Source organism: Agromyces sp. H17E-10 (assembly GCF_022919715.1).
In the GTDB taxonomy this organism is placed as follows: Bacteria; Actinomycetota; Actinomycetes; order Actinomycetales; family Microbacteriaceae; genus Agromyces.
The window spans coordinates 1,476,693-1,495,203 of the sequence record NZ_CP095042.1; the positions used below are offsets into that span (position 1 = coordinate 1,476,693).

Below are 18,511 nucleotides of genomic sequence, written 5' to 3' on the forward strand. Positions count from 1 at the left end.
CGCGCCCGAAAGGCCGTTCTGCAATTGACGCTCGCTGATTGCAAGCGATTACAGATATACCTTGCGTTCGGTGTATTGCAAAACCGGGATGCCGCGATCGATACCAGTTCGTGACCGTAGAGCAGCCCGCGTGAACTGCAAGCGTTTCCATCCGGTATGGAGATGTCGTACAGTTTCGGACATGACTTCCGAATGGTGGCGCACTGCCGCGATCTACCAGATCTATCCCCGATCGTTCGCCGACGCGAACGGCGACGGCATGGGCGACCTGGCCGGCATCACGCAGCGACTGGGCGCGCTCGAAGAGCTCGGCATCGACGCCATCTGGCTCTCGCCGTTCTTCACGTCGCCCCAGAAGGACGCCGGCTACGACGTCGCCGACTACTGCGACATCGACCCGCGCTTCGGCACCCTCGCCGACTTCGACGCCATGATCGCCGAAGCCCATGCCCGCGGCATCCGCGTCATCGTCGACCTCGTGCCCAACCACTCGAGCGACCAGCACGAATGGTTCCAGGCGGCGCTCGCCGCGCCCGCCGGAAGCGGCGAGCGCGGACGGTACCTGTTCCGCGACGGCCGCGGCCCCGGCGGCGACGAGCCGCCGAACAACTGGGAGTCGGTCTTCGGCGGCCCGGCCTGGACCCGCGTGGTCGAGGCCGACGGCACGCCGGGCCAGTGGTACCTGCACCTCTTCGACTCGTCGCAGCCCGACTTCGACTGGACGAACGAGGAGGTGCGCGAGGAGTTCCGGCGCATCCTGCGGTTCTGGCTCGACCGCGGCGTCGACGGGTTCCGCGTCGACGTCGCCCACGGCATGATCAAGGCCGACGGCCTGCCCGACTACACCCCGCCCGCCGACGGCGGCAGCATGGGCGGCGCGGGCGGCGTGGCGACCGAGGCGCCCGAGGCGCTCGAGGCGCCCGCCCAGCACGACGTCGGCACGGCGCACGGCGCCGGCCCCGAGGCATCCACCGGCGTGCCGCTCGAGCCCGAGATCTCGACCGAGGCCGACGACCTCGCCCCGTACTGGGCGCAGGAGGGCGTGCACGAGATCTTCCGCGACTGGCGGGCGCTGCTCGACGAGTACCCGGGCGACCGCATCCTCGCGGGCGAGGCGTGGGTCGACCCGCTGTCGAAGCTCGCGAAGTGGGTGCGGCCCGACGAGATGCACCAGACGTTCAACTTCGCCTACCTCGAGACTCCGTGGCAGGCCGAGGCGCTGCGCCGCGTGATCGACGACTCGATCGCCGCGTTCGGCAGCGTCGGCGCGCCCTCGACGTGGGTGCTCTCGAACCACGACGTCGTGCGCCACGCGACCCGCCTCTCGGTCACCGAGCCGAACCCCCAGGGCCACGGACTCGGACCGCGCTCGCGCGGCATCCCCGCGTACGCCGACGGCCTGCGCCGCGCCCGCGCTGCGACCACGCTGCAGCTCGCGCTGCCCGGCTCGTCGTACCTCTACCAGGGCGAGGAGCTCGGCCTGCCCGAGGTCATCGACCTGCCCGACGACGCCCGTCAGGACCCGACGTGGTTCCGCACCGACCACGAACGCTACGGCCGCGACGGCTGCCGGGTGCCGCTGCCCTGGTCGGCTTCGGCGCCGTCGTACGGCTTCGGGCCCACGGATGCCTCGTGGCTGCCGCAGCCGGCCCAGTGGGCGTCGCTCGCGCGCGACGTGCAGGAGCGCGACCCCGCCTCGACGCTCTCGCTCTACCGCACGCTGCTCACCCAGCGGCGCGAGCACGGGCTCGCCGCCGGGTCGCTCGAGTGGGTGCCGGCCTCGGGCGGCGACGGCGTGCTCGCGTTCCGCAACGGCGACGTGCTCGTCGTGGCGAACACCGGCACGACGCCCGCGACCCTGCCCGAGGGCGACGTGCTCGTCGCGAGCAGTCCCCTCGACGAGGCATCCCGCGTGCTGCCGCCCGACACGACGGTCTGGCTCCGCGCGTAGCGCGCGGGCGACCGCGCGTCGCGAACTTACAGGATGAGCCGGTCGGCACCCCCGTATTCCGGGGTGCTGACCGGCTCATCCTGTAACTGCGCCCGCGTAGTGCCCCACGCGCGTCCACGCCGCCGTCGCATCCCGACAACTTGCAGGACCACCCGCCCAGCACCGCCGTATTCCGGCGTGCTGACCGGCTCATCCTGTAATGCGGCTCAGCGGCCGGCGAGCTGTGCCGCGAGCGGCGCGTCGTCGTATCGATCGAGTCGTCGCAGGGCCACGTCGAGTCCAGCCGACGGCGTGCTCCGTGCGCCCCAGCGATGCTCGCCACGGGCGATGAGGGCGAGGATGCCGCGGCTCGTGACCTCCCAGTCGTCGACGACCATGCTGTAGCTGAGCCGCAGCACGAGGTACCCGCGCATCGCCAGCTCGAAGTCGCGACGCCGATCGTTCTCGAACTGCTCGGAACCGGTGTGATGGCGCGCACCGTCGACCTCGATCACGAGCCGGTCGCCGACGAGCAGGTCGACCCGCCCGACACGCGAGATCGACACTTGCGACCGGTGCCGGATGTTCCGCGCCCGCAGGAGCAGCCGCACCTTGGTCTCGATGCCCGATTCCGACCCGTCGGTGCAACGATCGAGAGTACGGCCGTGCGACGGGCCGGCGAGTGATCTGATCTCGTCGAGACCGACCTCGCCTCGCGCCAACGCGGAGTCGATGGTGGCGATCGCATCGACCGCGCGCGTGCAACGCAGCATCTCGGCCAAGGCGACCGCGAGCGGGTCGCGTCCGCTCCGAATGGGCGGGTCGGAACGGTAGTGCACGCACACGCGGTCGCCGACGGCGTCGAGCGGAACGATGGCTGATCGACCGCCGGACGCGCCCGCAGCCGGCACCGCTGTCGGCGACTTCAACCTCGACGCGGAGCGATGCACGCGAACGTGGAGCATCTCGTCGAGGCCGGTGTCCCAGAGACCATGGATACGCGCGACGGATGCCCCGGTTGCGGCGCCGCCGACTCGGACGGCGCGCACGACGTCGACTGGAGCATCCGATACGGCGAACCATCGTTGACGGACGCGAATGACCGAGCCGTCGATGACCGCCGCGCTCAGCTGCTCGCGGCGGAAGCCCGCGTCGTCGAGTTCGCGCGCCGGAACCGCGCCACCATTCCGGCGGATCCAACCGGCGATGGCTCGCGTGTCGTTCGGCATGCGTCGAGTCTGCTTGCCCGCAGTCCGTCTCGGGCTCGCGCGCTCGCAACTGTGGATAACGGGCGTCGCGTCGAACGCCTGGCAGCCCAGTCGCGGCCACCACGACTTACAGGACTATTCGGCCAGCACCGCTCCCACGGGACCTGCCGACCGGCTCATCCTGCAAGTCACCAACCGCACCCCGCGCCGCCGTGGCGACTTACAGGACTATTCGGCCAGCACCGCTCCCACAGGACCTGCCGACCAGCTCATCCTGCAAGTCACCAACCGCACGCCGCGACCAGCCAGAGCGTCGCGAGCCGTCGAGAAACTCAGTTCGTGTTCGCGTACAGCCACTCGAGCGGGTCGACCCACTCGCCATCGATGCCGCCGATGCGGATCTCGAAGTGGAGGTGCGGGCCCGTCGACATGCCGGTGTTGCCCGTCTCGCCGATGACGTCGCCGACCTCGACGGTGTCGCCCTCTTCGAACAGGCGCGAGCCCGAGATCATGTGGGCGTAGACGCTGACGACGGTCTGCCCGTTGATCTCGTGCTGGATCATGATGACCGTGCCGAGCGATCCGCCGTCGTCGGTCGAGTTCACGACGACGCCGTCGGCGATGGCCTGGATATCGGCGCCGTAGCCGGGGTTGAAGTCCTGCCCGTGGTGGTCGCTCGAGCAGCCGGCGCAATCGCGGTACCCGAACCGGTCGCCGATGTGCACGCCGATCGCGAACGGCCACTGGATCGTGCCCGCCGGGTTGTTCGTGAACGTCGCCTCGGGTCGGATGCCGGCCGCCTCGGCGTACTCCTCGATCGTCTGCGTCTTGTAACCCTCGCTGTCGACGCCCTCGGCGATGACGCCGTCGGCGATCTGCATGCTCTGGCCGTCGACCGACGTCGACGCGGCGCCCTCGAGCGCCATCGCCTGCACCTCGGCGGGGGTCATGAGCGACATCGCCGGCACCGACGTGGCGACGGCGAGCATGCCCGCGAACCCCATGGCGACGACGGGTGCGAAGCGGCGCCCGATGCGGCGGCTGGACTTGCCGGTCGCGGCGGGCCGGGTCGGCGCGTTGCGCTCGACGGGGGCGGATGCCGCGGGGCGGGCGCCGCTCACGGCACTCCGCGACGGGCGCTTCGAACGACGGGCGGATGCCGCGGGGTGCTCGTCGACGACCGGCGCCGACGCCGCACGTGAACGACGGTTCGAGGCCGCACGCCCGGTGGCCTTGCCGGAGCTCGCACGCTGCAAGCGCGACTCCGTCTGCGCGACCGTCTCCGACTCGGAGAAGTCTGCACCGCCGATGAGAGCGGCGAGGTCGTCGATGGGCGAATCTCCGCGGAGCATTTCGGGCGTCGGAATCGCCGTCGCCTTCGCGACGGCGGGCGCGGCCGCAGCGATCGGAGCGGCCGCGGGTGCGGCCTGCTGAGCCGCAACCGGAGCCGAGGGGGCGGGAGCGGAGGGAGCCGGAGCGGGAGCGGAGGCGGAAGCCTGCTGAGCCGCAACGGAAACCGACGGAGCAGGTGCGGACGTCCGCACAGTCGGAGCCGTCGCAGCAGCCGAAGCGCGCGGAGCCGAAGCAGGAGCAGGAGCGCCGGCCTGCGGCGTCGGGTCCGAGATGCCGATGCCCGCGAAGAGGTCGTCGAATGCAGGTCGACGCGGCGCGGCCGCGGCCGGAGCCGCCGCAGCAACCGGAGTCGACACCGGCGCACCAACCGGTGCCGCCGTGGCCGAAACGGGTGCCGCTGAGGCAGCGCCGGAGGAAGCCGGTGCACCAGCCGGAGTCGCCGCGGCCGGAGCCGCAGCAGCGACCGGAGTCGACACCGGCGCACCAACCGGTGCCGCCGGAGCTTGGGCCGGGACAGCCGACTGCGCCTGAGTGTGTGCTGGCTGAGACGCGTACGACTGCGCCTGAGTCTGTGCAGGCTGCGACATGTACCCCTGCGCCTGCCTCTGAGGGACCTGCCCCGCCGGATACGCCTGCGTCGCCGGATAGGTCGGAGCCGCCGGATAGACCGGAGCCACCGGATGCGCCTGCGTCGCCGGATACGTCGGAGCCGCCGCCGGATACATCGACGCCGCAGACGCCGCAGCTGCAGCAGCCGCCTCGGCCGCCTCGCGCTCGCGCAACTCTCGACGGGTCAGGGGACGCTCGGGCCGCGCAGCAGCCTGGGTGCCTGGCGAAGATCCGTCGGGCACGAGGGGGGACTCGAGCACGTGTTGGGGGCTTTCGGCGTCGGGGACGAGAGGTTTGCAGGGGAGGTACTCATCCCGACGCGAGCGACGAGATAACAACTCGGTAAAGGCTACCCGGATTCGCTCGTGAACGCCATGTGAATCATCGAGTTCCGTTGCGTGGAGCGGCGATGAACGACGTGCTCCGCCGTGTCGCTCGCCCGACCACGCTCACCGCCCCGCACTCACCGCGCCGCGGCGATCGCGCCCGACAGCTCCTCGTACAGCCCGGGCCCCGCGGCGACGACGAGTTCGTCGCTCTCGCTCCCGCCGCGCGGGCCGCCGACGAGCGCCCCGGCCTCGCGGGCGATGAGGGCGCCGGCCGCGTGGTCCCACGGGTTGAGCCCCTGCTCGTAGAACCCGTCGAGCCGCCCCGCGGCGAGCGCGCAGAGGTCAACCGCCGCCGACCCAGCGCGGCGGATGTCGCGCACCTGCGGCAGCACCTCGAGCAGCACCTCGGCCTGTTCGCGCCGCCGTTCGGCCGAGTACCCGAACCCGGTGCCGATGAGTGCACGCCCGAGCGGTACCGCTTCGTTGACCTGCAGCGAGCGCTCGCCGAGCCGCGCTCCCCCGCCGGCGGTCGCCTCGAACACCTCGCCGGTCGACGGGTTGACGACGACCCCGGCGAGCGCGCGCCAGCTCGACGGCTCGGGCGGTCCGGCGACGACGGCGACGCTCACCGCCCACCCCGGCAGCCCGTAGAGGAAGTTGACGGTGCCGTCGATCGGGTCGACGACCCACGTCAGCCCGCTCGTGCCGATGAGCATGCTGTCTTCTTCGCCGAGAATGCCGTCGTCGGGCCTCGCCTCGAGGATGCGCGCGCGGATGAGCGCCTCGGTCTCGCGGTCGGTCGCGGTGACGACATCGGTGGGGGTCGACTTCGTGGCCGCGATCTCGACACCGGCGCGCCTCGCCTCGGCCGCGAACTCCGCGGCCTGTACGGCGATCTCGCGCACGAGCGCGAGCAGCTCGGCCAGGTCGACATCGGGGGCGTCGGATGCCTCGTGCTCGGTCATGCCCCCACGCTATCGTCGCCCGCCGACGAGCACACCCGCAGCACCTTCCGAAGCTCGCGTACCCGCTCAGGGCTCAGCTTGCGGCCGACGCATCCTTGCGCAGGAACACCAGCTCCACCCCGGGCTGCAGCGCCTCGCGCCGGAACTCGCGGTACCCCTCGCGCTCGTACAACCGGATGTTCGCCGCACTCAGGTGCCCCGTGAACAGCTCGAACGAGTCAGCCCCGCTCGCCGCCTCGGCCGCGCGCAGCAGCGTCGTGCCGAGCCCGCGGCCCTGCTGGTCGGGCGCGACGACGAGCCGGCCGATGTGCGCGACCGCCCCGTCGACCGTCCACCGCACGGCGGCGATGAGTCGCCCGTCTTCCGTCACACCGAGCGCGGGATGCCGCAGCTCGTGCCGCACCTCGTCGAGTGTCTGCGTGAGGGCCGGCAAGAAGGGGTCGCCGTACAGCTGCGCCTCGGTGACGTAGGCCGCGCGCTGCAGGGTGAGCAACTCACCCGCGTGTTCATCGTTCAGCGGATGGGTCTCGGCAGCGGTCGATGCGCTCACGCTCGCGATCATAGGGGCGACGTCGGACCCCGCGCGTAGGCTCTGCCACATGACGACACCGCGCATGGACCACGTCAGCCTCATCGTCGACGATCTCGAGGCCGCGATCGCGTTCTTCACCGAGCTCGGTCTCGAGAGCGAGGGCGTCGCCGCCGTCGAAGGCGACTGGGTCGACCGGGTCAACGGCATCGACGACGTGCGCGTCGACATCGTGATGATGTCGACGCCCGACGGGCACGGCAAGCTCGAGCTCACGCAGTTCCGCTCGCCCGACGTGCTCACCCCGTCACCCGCCAACGCGACGCCGAACCTGCTGGGCCTGCGCAGCGTCATGTTCGAGGTCGACGACATCGACGACACCGTCGAACGGCTGCGCGCGCACGGCGGCAAGCTCGTCGGCGAGATCGCCGACTACGAGCGGTACTACCGCCTGTGCTACCTGCGCGGCCCGGGCGGCGCGATCATCGCCCTCGCCGAGTCGATCGGTTGACCGCCCGCGCCGGGATGCTCGCCGAGTCGACCGGCCGACCCCTCACCGAAGTGCCGAAGTGCCCGGCTGACCGCTCGCCGACGCTCGACTGACCCCTCGCCGAGGCGCCCGGCCGTCCGCTCGCCGCCGGTCGTCAACCCCTTTCGCCGAACTCCGCGGTTCGGGAAGCATGGCTCGCACGGGGGTGACACGAGAGGAGCATGCACGTGAGTCAACACCGGTACGACGAGAAGAGCACGACCGACACCGTCAGCAACCACGACGCAGGCATGCTGCTCGTCAGCTTCGCCGTCACCGTGGTGTTCGTCATCACCGTCGGCATGCTGCTGTGACGACCGAGTCGCCGGCTGCTGTGACGGCCGACCACCTGCCCCGGATACACGAAAACCCCGGTGAACCGGGGCTTTCTCTGGTGGCGAGTGAGGGATTCGAACCCCCGAATGCAATGCAGTCTGATTTACAGTCAGATCCCTTTGGCCGCTTGGGTAACTCGCCATCGCACCCGACCGAGTTCTGCACACAACCGGGGGCCTGACAAGGATACCCGCCGAGGCCCTCTCGCGGAAATCGAGGCCGCGCAGGTGCGCGCGACCGCTCAGTCCGACGGACGCCACCACGGCGCCTCGGACGTGTCGCCCTGATCGCGCCGCGTGCCGTCGGCCCGGATGGGCGACGTCGTGTTCACCGCGCTCGTGTCGTTGCGGGCCGTCGGCGACGTCGACAGCCAGCCCTGGTGCGACCCGTTCACGATCGGCACGGGCTGCGTGCGCGCCTCGCCGTCGTCGAACGTGCGCCCGCCACGCTCACCCGAACGCGCTTGCTGGTCGCCGGTGTCCTGCTGCGGCATCCCGGTCACGAGGGCGGATGCCGCGCCGCCACGACCACCGCCCCGCAGACCCGCACGCTGGATGACGCGCTGGATGGTGAGCCCGCGCTGGTCGGGCGAGCCGACGAAGCGGATCTCGCGCAGCCCCTGGTCTTGCGCGGCCGACTCGAAGATGAAGTGGCCGTAGTTGAGCACGCGCCCGATGATCGGCTTGTGCACCGAGATGTCGAGGATTCGCGTGAGCGGCATGGTCGCGATGCGCTGCGCCAGGATTCCGTGCACGCGGAACACGCGCATGTTGGTGACGACGAAGCGGTCCATACGGCGGCCGAGGATGCGGCGCAGGCCGTCGAGCACGAGGTAGAGCGCTCCGAAGATCGGGATGAAGTACAGCTGCGAGGGCAGCACGTTCAGCAGGAGCAGCACCGGGATCGCCGCGAGCATCTCGAGCGTCGCCGCGACGTTCGCCGCCCAGTGCTTGGTGACCTCGTCGACGATCACCTCGCCCTCATCGGCGATGAGGTGCCGCTCGACGTGCGGATCGAAGAAGCCCACGGTGCGCCTCCTCGCTAGGAGACGAGCGACATGAAGAAGGTGCCGATCGAGGCGATCGCGTTGAAGACGGCGTCGACGGCGCCCTGCACCGCGTTCGCCGCATCCTCGGGCCGCGTGATCAGGTAGAACGCGGCGAAGACGATGACGAGGGCGAGGAGTATGCGCTTGACCAACTTCATGGTTTCTGCGTTTTCCCTTCTCTGTTCGTGCGATGGCAGGCCGGCCACCCCACGAGCGAGCCCTGACCCGGCATTCTTACCGCATGGATGCTGCGGGGCGGGCGCGGCGCGCCGCGCGAGCCCCGGCTTCCCCGGTGGTCGAGTAGGCGCGAAGCGCCCACCCGGTGGTCGAGTAGCGCCGCCGGAGGCGACGCGTATCGAGACCCCTACCGGAAGTTCGTGAACTGCAGCGCGACGTCGAGGTCCTTGCCCTTGAGCAGCGCCATCGTCGCCTGCAGGTCGTCGCGGCTCTTCGACGAGACGCGCAGCTCGTCGCCCTGGATCTGGCTCTTGACGCTCTTGGGCGCCTCGTCGCGGATGATCTTCGAGATCTTCTTCGCGTTCTCGCTGTCGATGCCGTTCTTGAGGGCGATCTCGATGCGGAACTCCTTGCCCGACGCGTACGGCTCACCCGTGTCGAGCGCGCGCAGCGTGATGCCGCGCTTGATGAACTTCGACTCGACGACCTCGAGCACGGCCTTGACGCGCTCTTCGGTCTGGGCCTTCAGCAGGACCTTCTCGCCGCTCCACTCGACCGAGGCGCCGACGTTCTTGAAGTCGTAGCGCTGCTCGACCTCTTTGCGCGCCTGGTTGACGGCGTTCTCGGCCTCCATCTTGTCGACCTTGCTCACGATGTCGAACGTTGCATCTGCCATGCGGGCCAGTTTACCGAGAGAGCTGTTGGATACACCCCGTCGGTCGAGTAGCGACGAAGGAGCGTATCGAGACCACGCATCGCAGTGGTCTCGATACGTCGCTCCGCTCCTACTCGACCGACGGAGGCGTCACTCGGGCGGCCGCGCCGTCGACGAACGCACGCGCAGCTCGTACGGCAGGGGCGTCGCGGCGGGCGGCGGCGCCGACGACGATGAGGGTTCGAGCTCGTCCATGAGGATCTCGACCGCCTGCTCGCCCTGCACGCGCGGGAACTGCGCGACCGTCGTGAGCGCGAAGAAGTCGGCGAGGTCGTGGTCGTCGATGCCGACGATCGACACGTCGCGGGGCACGACGAGCCCGAGGTCGCGCGCGGCCAAGATGGAGCCCATCGCCATCTCGTCGGATGCGGCGAAGATCGCGGTGGGCCGGTCGTGCGGCGCACCGAGCAGTTGCTTCGCCGCGTGGTAACCGCCTCGAATGGTGAAGTCGGCCGGCGCGAACAGCCGCGGGTCCACCTCGATCGCGGCATCCCGAAGCGCCCCCTCGTAGCCGATGCGACGGTTGGTGGGCAGGTGGAAGTCGAGGTCGAACTCGAGGTCGCCGCCGATGTGGGCGATGCGCCGGTGGCCGAGCCCGATGAGGTGCTCGGTGGCGAGCCGGGCGACGGCGACGTCGTCGATGGTGAGCGTGCGCACGCCGGGGATGGGTCCGCCGACGCCGACGAGCGGCTTGCCGAGGTCGTGCAGCCGCTGCACCTCGGGGGCCGTGAGCTCGAGCGAGACGGCGATGACCGCGTCGACGCGCTGGCGCAGCAGGAAGTGCTCGAAGACGCTCGCGCGCTCCTGCCCGTCGCCCGAGAGGTTGTAGAGCGTGAGGTCGTAGCCGTGGCGCAGCAGCGCCTGCTGCGCTCCCTCGAGCACCGACGAGAAGAACCACCGGTTCAAGAAGGGGATGACGACGCCGATGTTGCGCGTGCGCCCCGACGCGAGCGACGAGGCGTTCGACGAGACGACGTAGCCGAGCCGCGCGGCGGCCTCGACGACCTTCGCCTTCGACGCGGCCGAGACGTGCCCGCGCCCGCTGAGTGCGCGCGAGACGGTCGCGGTCGAGACCCCCGCGAGCTTCGCGACCTCTTCGATGCCGGCCATGGCCCCTCATTCTTCGGGCCCGCGCCGAGCCTCGTACCCGAGAAATCCTATCGGGGCGCGTACCCCGCCACCCACCGCCTGATCGCGGCGTACGACGCGGCGCGAGCCGGCTCAGCCGAGAGCACGACGTCGTGCAGGGCGCCGTCGATGCGTTCGATGGTGACGGATGCTCCGAGCTTCGTCGCCCGCTCGGCGATCTCGTCGACGACGAGCACGCTGTCGGTGGAGCGCATCGCCTCGTCCCACCGGGCGAGAATGGTCGACCGCGCCGATAGCAGGGTCAGCACGGGGGCGCCGACGTCGATGCCCGCGGCGACCGTGGCGTGCCCGGCGAGCACCGCGGTCAGCCAGGCCGGATTCGTCGCGAAGCCGTGGTCGGGGCGCCAGGCGTGGTCGTACTCCCACTGGCCGCCCTGCTCCTTCGCGACGGCGCGCGTGTAGAAGCCGAGGTCGACGTTCGGCAGCGGCGCGAGCGGATGCACCCGAGCCCCGAACTGCATGAGGGGTGCGACCGCCTCGCGCCCGATCTTCGAGAGCTGGAACTCGAGCCAGGGACTGTTGAGCACGATCGCCGACGCGACGCCCCGGTGGCGCGCGGCCCAGAGTGACAGCGTCAGCCCTCCGGTCGAGTGGCCCATGACGAGGAGGTGTCGGCCCGTGGCATCCCCGGCGCCCCCGTCGCCCGCTGAGCCTGTCGAAGCGGAGGGGTCGTGCCCCATCGCCGCGAGCGCGGCCGCGATGTCGGCGTCGTAGGAGGCCAGGTCGGTGACGAGGCCGGGCGTCTGGCCGGGGCGCAGGCTGCGGCCGTACTTGCGCAGGTCGAGCGCGAAGAAGCGCGCGCCGAGGCCCGACCAGAACTCGGCGAGCTCGGGGTTGAAGAAGTAGTCGCTCCAGCCGTGCACGTACAGCACATCGATTCGGGATGCCTCGGGCCTGCGCCACCGCCACCGCCACGCCGGCCGGTGCCTGACGAGGGTCGCGACGACCTCGCCCTCGGCATCATCGCCGAGCGGCAGCGTCAGTTGTTCGAAACCCGGGCCGAGGATGTCGGGTCGCCAGGAGGCGTCTCGTTCGCCGGGCTCGTCGGCGGACGCGTCGGCGAGTTTCGAATCGGCGGGTGTCGGCTCGGCCACGGCTCCCCCTCCCCTGGGCGGCGGTGTCGGGGTCAGCCTATCGAGGTGTCAGTTGCCGACTCGATTGCCGCAGTCAGTAGCCGCCGAAAGTCTTCACCATCCCGACCACCGCAGGGAAGAGCAGCACGATGAAGAGCACCGGAAGGATTGTGAAGACGAGCGGGAACACGACCTTGATCGGAACCTTCATCGCCGATTCTTCAGCCCGCTGCCGACGTTTGACACGCATCTCACCGGATTGGACGCGGAGCACGTCAGCGATCGCGATGCCATAGCGATCAGCTTGCTGGATCGCACGCACGAATCGCTTGAGGTCAGCGCAATCGGTTCGCGCGAGGAGCGCGTCATACGAGTCATAGCGCGAGCGCCCGATGGACATGTCTTGGAGCGTTCGGATGAGTTCCTCGGACAGCGGGCCGCTTCCGCCACGGGCGGCCTTGGCCATCGCAGCTTCGAAACCAAGGCCCGCCTCGACCGCGATGGTCATCTGGTCGAGGGTGTCGGGTAGCGCGAGGAGGATCGCCTTCTGACGGTCGTCTGCTCTGCTCGAGAGCATGACATCGGGCGCGATGATGATCAGCAGGCCGAACAACAGGCCGGCGACGATCGGCAGCACACCCTTGGCCAAGATCAAGGTGAGCACGACGATGAGCAGTCCGATGGCGCCAACGACGATTCGGAGGGTCAGGAATCCACCGACGGTCCACTGATTCGTTCGACCGGCGTAGATGATCTTCCGCTGGATCCAGCCGGTATAGCCAGTCGGCATCACAGCGACGAGGGTCTGCGCAAAGGTCCGTCGCTCGACGCGCAGGCGCTCCTGCTCAGACGCCGGTGAGACGACGGCTCGCACATCGGCATTCGACGGAATCGCCGACACGAGCAGGAAGACGAAGAGACCGATCCCAACCGCGACAGCGGCGATGGAGAGAATCATGACGAGGTTCATGCGCGCTCCTAGAACTTCACCCTGACGGCAGCGATCATCCAGACGATGCCGATGATCATCAGGAGGATCGCGACGAACATCGCCGCCCATCCAATCGGGGTTTCAACGAATGGCGCAAGGTACTCAGGGCGAAGAACGATTACCCCGAGCACGACGACGATCGGCAGCAGGATCAGGATCGTCGCCGACAGTCGCCCCTCCGCACTTAGCGCCTTCACCTGACGCCGGATCTGATTACGCTCCCGAATCGTCGCGGCGGTGCGCTGCAACGTCTCACTCAAGTTGCCGCCGGTCTCCCGGTTGATTTGAATCGCTTGCGCAGCCCAAGTGAAGTCATCGGACTTCATCCGATCAGCTGTCCCCGACAGCGCGTCACCGAGATCACGGCCGATGCGGGTCTCGTTGACGATGCGAGCGAACTCCTCGGACGTCGGAGGATCGGCGTGCTGTGCCACGGAGTCGATCGACTGCATCAGACCATGGCCAGCGCGAAGGTTGCCCGATACCAACTGCAGCGTGTCGTCGAGCTGATCACCGAACTTCGATCGACGCGACTCGGTTCGGCTCGACAGGAACAGAGAAACGAGCAACGGCCCGAGCGCCGCGAAGAGCGCACCGAGGATCACCGACCAGAATGAACCGAAGCCGATCACGACACCGAGAAGCCCAAGTACCGCGGACACCGCAATCACGACGATGAGGAACGCCGACGGCTCGGACTTGATGCCCGCCAGTTCTAGCCGCTCCTCACCGAACAGGCGGTGTTCACGTCTCCCAGAGACTGATTCGATCGTCGCCACCGCGCGATCGGTCGCCTTGCTGAGCGCCGATACGTGCTCTTCACCGGGTGCGATCCGGCGCTCGATCGCGACGCGTCGCGGCGGCGGCGCGACAACGAGGAAGACGATCGCGAAGAGCGCGAGCGCACCGAAGATAATGCCGAATGCGAGCAGGACATTCATCGGATCTCCCCGAGCAAGGTACTCGAGCGCGGCTGGAACTGGAAGACGCTGACGGGAACTTCGATGCCCGCCTCTGTGAACCGCTCCACGAAGCGGGGGCGCACTCCGGTAGGTTCTGCGTGGCCGAGATACCGACCGGTGCTATCCATTCCGGCGGCGTAGTCGAATGAGAAGACGTCCTGCATCGTGATGACTTCGCCTTCCATGCCGTGAACCTCGGTGATGCTCACCACACGGCGGGTTCCATCGCGAAGACGACCGATCTGCACGATCACATCGATGGCCGACGCGATCTGCTCGCGGATCGCGCGGAGTGGCAGGTCCATACCTGCCATCAGTACAAGCGTCTCCAGGCGAGCAAGCGCATCACGCGGCGAGTTCGCGTGAATGGTCGAGATCGAGCCCTCGTGGCCGGTGTTCATGGCCTGGAGCATGTCAAGCGACTCGCCCCCACGCACCTCGCCCACAACGATGCGGTCGGGCCGCATGCGCAGCGAGTTGCGTACCAGATCGCGAATCGTGATTTCGCCCCGGCCCTCGATGTTCGCGGGGCGCGACTCGAGTCGGACGACATGCTCCTGCTGGAGCTGCAATTCGACGGCATCTTCGATCGTGATGATGCGCTCATTATTTGGAATGAACGCCGAGAGCACGTTGAGCAGGGTGGTCTTACCGGTGCCGGTACCGCCCGAAACCAAGATGTTCAGCTTCGCTCTGACCGATGCGTCGAGGACAGTTGCGATCTCACGATTTATCGTTTCGAACCGCACGAGGTCGTCGACAGTGTATGGCGTCTTTGAGAACTTACGAATGGTGAGCGACGATCCATCCACCGCTAGTGGTGGAATGACAGCGTTGACGCGAGAGCCATCTTCGAGTCGGGCGTCGACGAGCGGCGATGCTTCGTCGATGCGCCGGCCGACACGCGACACGATGCGCTCGATCACGCGGCGAAGATGGGCCTCGCTGGAGAAGCGGCTGTGCGACTCGAATAGACGACCATTGCGCTCAACATAGATCTGGTCGAATCGGTTCACCATGATTTCTGTGACCGACTCGTCATCGAGCAGTGCCTCGAGGGGGCCGAATCCGAGCACATCTGCGCCGATGTCGGCGATCAAGCGGTTGCGCTCGACCGCCGTCAGCGCGACCTGTTCGGATTCGATGATGCGCCCAAGTTCATCGCGGGCGATCGAGTGGAGCTGCTCCTCCGACAGATTGGGATCGTTGAGACGGCCACCGATCCGTCGGAACAACTCGTCGGCCGAGCGTTCCTTGAGCTCTGCGAAGGGATCGACGGCCGCGGCGGTCATCAGGTGCGGACTTGCGAGTGCTTCCCAGGTCGATGTGTGCACGGGCTCGTTCTCGTCAGCCCGAGCGCTTGCCTCGGATGTCGGCGGAACGACAGGTGCGGCATCGGTCGTCTCCGAGGAGTTGGGCTGCGACGGTGCGGCTTCGTCGCTCTCGGTGGGGCTGTTGCGTGCCCTCAGTCGGTCACTCAGGCTCATCTTGTCGCGCCTTTCTGTGGATCCGTCGACGAGTTGGGACGGCGGCGGGATCGACCCGTTGTACGAGGGCACGGACCGCTTTGGCAGCACTATCGCGCGGATCGTGGTGGATGAGTGGAGCACCGGCGTTGGCAGCGAGCAACACGCCCTGCGATCTTGGCACGACGACGTCGGCCTCCGCCCCGATGATCGCTGTTGCATCGGCGGGGATGAGCCCGGTGTTTTTCTCGACGTTGTTGAGCACGATGTGGCGGTTGCGCGGAATGAGTCCAAGCTCCGTCAACAGCTGGAACTCCGTCCTCAACGCACGAAGGCTGGCGACGGTAAGTGAGCTCACGAAGACACCGTCAGTGGCATGTTCGAGTGCGGTGATCGTATGCTCACCGAGGCCCGGCGTCGTATCGACGATGACGTATCGGAACATTTTCGCGAGCTGATCGATAAGCCGGCCAAGACTCGCAGCATCGATGTCATCGGCGAACTCCGGCGACAACGGGGCGGGCACGACGAAGAAGTCGTCCGAGTGACGTACGAGCTGAGTCTTGATCTGCACCTCGTCGTCGGCCGCTCGCACGAAGTCCGCGAGATCGCGAGTCGGCTGAAGATCCAGGACGTTCGCGACATCTCCGAATTGGAGATCGGCATCGACGATCACAACGGAGTTTGGCGCGACCTCAGCGAGTCCCACTGCGAGATTGACCGCCATGGTCGTCTTGCCTTGCCCACCCTTCGGCGCCGCGACGGTGATGACCTCACTTCGGACCGCAGGATCCATGGGCGGAAGAACCCACGCCTCAACGGCGGAGGACTCATCGGCCACTTCCGCATCGAGGGCGTCCTCCCCGTCGGTCGCATCATCATCCGCCGCAAGTTCGACGAATGTGAGCGTTGACGCCTCCTCGACCCCGCTCGCGATGGCATCACCGGAATACGGCTGTGCCCTGCCGGCTGTCACAAGCCAGGCGTCGAGCCGTTCGACCAGATCGAGCGTCGTAGTATCGGTCGCTTCCGGACTCAGCACCGCTTGGATGTCCATCGCGTCCACCCAGTCCTCGAGGTCGGAGCGCTGCTCTCGCACGACAATGATTCCAAGTCCGGCGTTCTTCTCCCGAAGCGCAGCGGCTATCGACCGCGATTCGTCGAAACTCAACAGCGGTCCGAGCAGCGCGACGGCTGGATCGTCTTGCACCTGGCCGACCACCTCCGTAGTGCCGAACGCCAAGTACTCGCCAGGAACCGTCTGCAGGCGCGCACCGAGGAGGCGGCGAAGGCGATTCTCATACTCCGCGCTGCGACTGACGAGCAGGTAGCGGGTCACTGGAAGATGTTCTCTCCGCTGCGCTGAGTGGATCCGGTCTGCGTCGCGGTCTCGGGCTCAAGCGTCAGCCAGATGCCACCGAACCCATCCTCCTGCTGCTCAGCTCCGTACACGATCTTCTCGACCTGCGGAGTCGTTGCCGCGAAGGTGACCATGAACGCATCCACTTGGGTAGTGGTGTCTTCATTCGAAGTCTGAATCGTTCGACCAGGCGTCACCTTCGTAACCAGAACTCGATGGAAGGCGAATTGAGTCAGCGCAAGCTGCTCGTTGTTGGCTCGCGAGGCCGTGTTGCTGGAGTAGACGAGCCCGACATAGTCGCCTGGCTTCACTTCTCCACCGACTGCGCGCGCAACCGGCAGTGTGACCGTGACCTCTTGCATGCCTTCGGGGACCGCCACAGTTCCGGCGGCGGCGTCCTGCGGGTCTGCGAAGCGCCCTTCGCGCAAGATGTCGCCAGTGAGGAGTTCCGTCGTCGCAACCAATCCGTTGAGATCATCAAGCGCCTCAACCGCATCCTCCGGCATCGCCGACTTTGATACCCGGCTCACTGTCACGAAATCGTCGATCGTCTCGCCGGGGGTCCCGATCGGAACATCCTTGGCAACTACATATGCGTCGACGAATTCAGCGTTCGCCGTCGCTCGCGCATCGGCACTGCGGGCGTACAGATAGAGGGCGAACCCGCCTGCAACGGCGAGCAAAACTGCGAGGATAGCGCCGATAATTCGGGTCTTCACGATGTCCGCTTTCTTGTAGGGCTCCGGGACACGGCCGGGAGATATCGCGTAACTGCTAGTTCGTCAGGTCGGCGAGTTCATCCGGGGTGATGATCATTCGTACGACGCTGAGACCCTCGGGATCGCCATCCCCGAGTTCGAATGCCTCGTCCACGGACACGTACTTGACGAAGTACCCCTGGAGTCCGCGGCAGGAGCCGGTGCATCGAGGCGCGCCAGAATCGACGTACGCGCTGCTGCCGCTCAGCTTGAAACCAGTGAGCACGAAGGCGGCGAACTTGGCAATCCGCAAACAGACCGTTCCGCCGCTTGCGATGTTGGCCTCAGAACACGTCGAGTTGACCTTCTTGTATGAGTCGTAGATCGGTATCAGCACCGTGGTGCCGCGAAGTGGTGCAATGTCGGTGTCTGCGTCACACCCACTCTTCGAGAGGTTGTTACCGCGATCGCCCTTGTGCCAAACGGCACCGCCGGAGACATCAAGATTCGCGATGCAGTCGGCGGCGTCGAGCCAGCCGAACCCACCAGGCGCGTAGGTTTCGTCACACCCCGCTCGAGCGGTCGTGTTGTATTGCACGAGGATTTTCGATGGCGGCGCGGTGGGATCGAGCGGTGGATATTGATCGAACTCGCAGACGCCAATCGCCAAGGGCAACGTCGAGCCTGCGACAGGCTGGCCCCACTCGGCTGAACCCGACGCAGTAACAACGCTCGAATCTGCTCCCAGGAGCTGTGCTAGGACGTGGTCGACGTCAGTTGCAGCAGTTACAGTCACCGTGTTGTCGGCGTAGTTGATGTTCGGCGTATTGGCGGCCGGATCGCGGACAATCGCCGCGTTCTCGTCGACATACCGCTGAGCTGTGGTCCCGGCGGTCCCCCCGCAATTCGACTCATTGTTGGCACACGCGGCAGCAACTGCGAGAGCTGCAGCGTCGACGCCATTCTGCAGCTGCGCGCGCTCCGCATAGAGCGCCCCGACATCGATAGCGATCGCGCCTGCTCCGAGCAGCGGCACGAGCGCGAGTGCGAAGACCACCGCGGAAGCCCCGCGATCACGCTTGAA

The 18,511-nt window shown here is 67.6% G+C and carries 18 protein-coding genes and 1 tRNA gene; 3 read left to right on the plus strand and 16 right to left on the minus strand.

All coding sequences use genetic code 11. The features are described 5' to 3' along the window. Window positions 1–181 precede the first annotated feature (181 nt). Window positions 182–1,951, plus strand: coding sequence for a glycoside hydrolase family 13 protein (locus MUN74_RS06615; protein WP_244855654.1), 1,770 nt, complete (start codon window positions 182–184; stop codon window positions 1,949–1,951). 206 nt (window positions 1,952–2,157) lie between these two features. Here the strand turns inward: MUN74_RS06615 and MUN74_RS06620 are convergent, their stop codons facing one another. From MUN74_RS06620 to MUN74_RS06635, 4 genes are all read right to left on the minus strand, one after another. Next, window positions 2,158–3,159, minus strand: a complete 1,002-nt coding sequence (locus tag MUN74_RS06620) for an endonuclease domain-containing protein (RefSeq protein WP_244855655.1) — start codon at window positions 3,157–3,159, stop codon at window positions 2,158–2,160. Window positions 3,160–3,470: 311 nt separating this feature from the next. Further along, the gene (locus MUN74_RS06625) at window positions 3,471–4,490 is read right to left on the minus strand and encodes a M23 family metallopeptidase (protein WP_244855656.1); all 1,020 of its coding nucleotides are present in this window, start codon (window positions 4,488–4,490) and stop codon (window positions 3,471–3,473) included. A 1,073-nt stretch (window positions 4,491–5,563) separates the two neighbouring features. Beyond that, entirely contained in the window at window positions 5,564–6,394 is an 831-nt protein-coding gene (locus MUN74_RS06630) for an inositol monophosphatase family protein (RefSeq protein ID WP_244855657.1), read from the minus strand. 73 nt (window positions 6,395–6,467) lie between these two features. Then, a complete protein-coding gene (locus tag MUN74_RS06635; protein ID WP_244855658.1) occupies window positions 6,468–6,944 on the minus strand; it encodes a GNAT family N-acetyltransferase in 477 nt (158 codons plus the stop codon). A gap of 49 nt (window positions 6,945–6,993) precedes the next feature. On the opposite strand from MUN74_RS06635, the gene MUN74_RS06640 reads away from it, so the two are divergent. After that, window positions 6,994–7,434, plus strand: coding sequence for a VOC family protein (locus tag MUN74_RS06640; RefSeq protein WP_244855659.1), 441 nt, complete (start codon window positions 6,994–6,996; stop codon window positions 7,432–7,434). A gap of 206 nt (window positions 7,435–7,640) precedes the next feature. Then, complete coding sequence (locus MUN74_RS19215) at window positions 7,641–7,766, plus strand: hypothetical protein (RefSeq protein WP_255820936.1); 126 nt, start codon at window positions 7,641–7,643, stop codon at window positions 7,764–7,766. A gap of 78 nt (window positions 7,767–7,844) precedes the next feature. Here MUN74_RS19215 and MUN74_RS06645 read toward each other — a convergent pair. From MUN74_RS06645 to MUN74_RS06700, 12 genes are all read right to left on the minus strand, one after another. Beyond that, window positions 7,845–7,929, minus strand: a tRNA-Tyr gene (locus MUN74_RS06645). A gap of 100 nt (window positions 7,930–8,029) precedes the next feature. After that, entirely contained in the window at window positions 8,030–8,815 is a 786-nt protein-coding gene (locus MUN74_RS06650; protein WP_244855660.1) for a PH domain-containing protein, read from the minus strand. Between the two features lie 14 nt (window positions 8,816–8,829). Then, the gene (locus MUN74_RS06655; RefSeq protein ID WP_244855661.1) at window positions 8,830–8,994 is read right to left on the minus strand and encodes a hypothetical protein; all 165 of its coding nucleotides are present in this window, start codon (window positions 8,992–8,994) and stop codon (window positions 8,830–8,832) included. A 206-nt stretch (window positions 8,995–9,200) separates the two neighbouring features. Continuing rightward, window positions 9,201–9,689: a YajQ family cyclic di-GMP-binding protein gene (locus MUN74_RS06660; protein ID WP_244855662.1), complete on the minus strand. Its 489-nt coding sequence runs from the start codon at window positions 9,687–9,689 to the stop codon at window positions 9,201–9,203. Window positions 9,690–9,818: 129 nt separating this feature from the next. Then, window positions 9,819–10,838 (minus strand): LacI family DNA-binding transcriptional regulator, encoded by a 1,020-nt coding sequence (locus tag MUN74_RS06665; protein WP_244855663.1) that lies wholly within the window; start codon window positions 10,836–10,838, stop codon window positions 9,819–9,821. A 47-nt stretch (window positions 10,839–10,885) separates the two neighbouring features. Then, entirely contained in the window at window positions 10,886–11,884 is a 999-nt protein-coding gene (locus MUN74_RS06670; RefSeq protein ID WP_244856370.1) for an alpha/beta hydrolase, read from the minus strand. A 160-nt stretch (window positions 11,885–12,044) separates the two neighbouring features. After that, window positions 12,045–12,920 (minus strand): type II secretion system F family protein, encoded by an 876-nt coding sequence (locus MUN74_RS06675; RefSeq protein WP_244855664.1) that lies wholly within the window; start codon window positions 12,918–12,920, stop codon window positions 12,045–12,047. An 8-nt stretch (window positions 12,921–12,928) separates the two neighbouring features. Then, the gene (locus MUN74_RS06680; protein ID WP_244855665.1) at window positions 12,929–13,882 is read right to left on the minus strand and encodes a type II secretion system F family protein; all 954 of its coding nucleotides are present in this window, start codon (window positions 13,880–13,882) and stop codon (window positions 12,929–12,931) included. Beyond that, window positions 13,879–15,390, minus strand: a complete 1,512-nt coding sequence (locus tag MUN74_RS06685; protein WP_244855666.1) for a TadA family conjugal transfer-associated ATPase — start codon at window positions 15,388–15,390, stop codon at window positions 13,879–13,881. Before MUN74_RS06685 ends, MUN74_RS06680 begins: the two co-directional genes overlap by 4 nt. Beyond that, the gene (locus MUN74_RS06690; RefSeq protein WP_244855667.1) at window positions 15,377–16,708 is read right to left on the minus strand and encodes a CpaE/TadZ family protein; all 1,332 of its coding nucleotides are present in this window, start codon (window positions 16,706–16,708) and stop codon (window positions 15,377–15,379) included. Before MUN74_RS06690 ends, MUN74_RS06685 begins: the two co-directional genes overlap by 14 nt. After that, a complete protein-coding gene (gene cpaB, locus MUN74_RS06695) occupies window positions 16,705–17,448 on the minus strand; it encodes a Flp pilus assembly protein CpaB (RefSeq protein WP_244855668.1) in 744 nt (247 codons plus the stop codon). The genes MUN74_RS06690 and cpaB overlap by 4 nt, the downstream gene beginning before the upstream one ends. A 55-nt stretch (window positions 17,449–17,503) precedes the next feature. Further along, complete coding sequence (locus MUN74_RS06700; protein WP_244855669.1) at window positions 17,504–18,484, minus strand: Tad domain-containing protein; 981 nt, start codon at window positions 18,482–18,484, stop codon at window positions 17,504–17,506. Window positions 18,485–18,511 lie beyond the last annotated feature (27 nt).

Excerpts from the sequence above, each read along its gene's own strand:
- MUN74_RS06685 (WP_244855666.1), bottom strand. The coding sequence starts at position 15,390 with ATGAGCCTGAGTGACCGACTGAGGGCACGCAACAGCCCCACCGAGAGC.
- MUN74_RS06630 (WP_244855657.1), bottom strand. The coding sequence starts at position 6,394 with ATGACCGAGCACGAGGCATCCGACGCCCCCGATGTCGACCTGGCCGAG.
- MUN74_RS06665 (WP_244855663.1), bottom strand. The coding sequence starts at position 10,838 with ATGGCCGGCATCGAAGAGGTCGCGAAGCTCGCGGGGGTCTCGACCGCG.
- MUN74_RS06625 (WP_244855656.1), bottom strand. The coding sequence starts at position 4,490 with ATGCTCCGCGGAGATTCGCCCATCGACGACCTCGCCGCTCTCATCGGC.
- MUN74_RS06655 (WP_244855661.1), bottom strand. The coding sequence starts at position 8,994 with ATGAAGTTGGTCAAGCGCATACTCCTCGCCCTCGTCATCGTCTTCGCC.
- MUN74_RS06680 (WP_244855665.1), bottom strand. The coding sequence starts at position 13,882 with ATGAATGTCCTGCTCGCATTCGGCATTATCTTCGGTGCGCTCGCGCTC.
- MUN74_RS06660 (WP_244855662.1), bottom strand. The coding sequence starts at position 9,689 with ATGGCAGATGCAACGTTCGACATCGTGAGCAAGGTCGACAAGATGGAG.
- MUN74_RS06620 (WP_244855655.1), bottom strand. The coding sequence starts at position 3,159 with ATGCCGAACGACACGCGAGCCATCGCCGGTTGGATCCGCCGGAATGGT.
- MUN74_RS06675 (WP_244855664.1), bottom strand. The coding sequence starts at position 12,920 with ATGAACCTCGTCATGATTCTCTCCATCGCCGCTGTCGCGGTTGGGATC.
- MUN74_RS06640 (WP_244855659.1), top strand. The coding sequence starts at position 6,994 with ATGACGACACCGCGCATGGACCACGTCAGCCTCATCGTCGACGATCTC.
- MUN74_RS06615 (WP_244855654.1), top strand. The coding sequence starts at position 182 with ATGACTTCCGAATGGTGGCGCACTGCCGCGATCTACCAGATCTATCCC.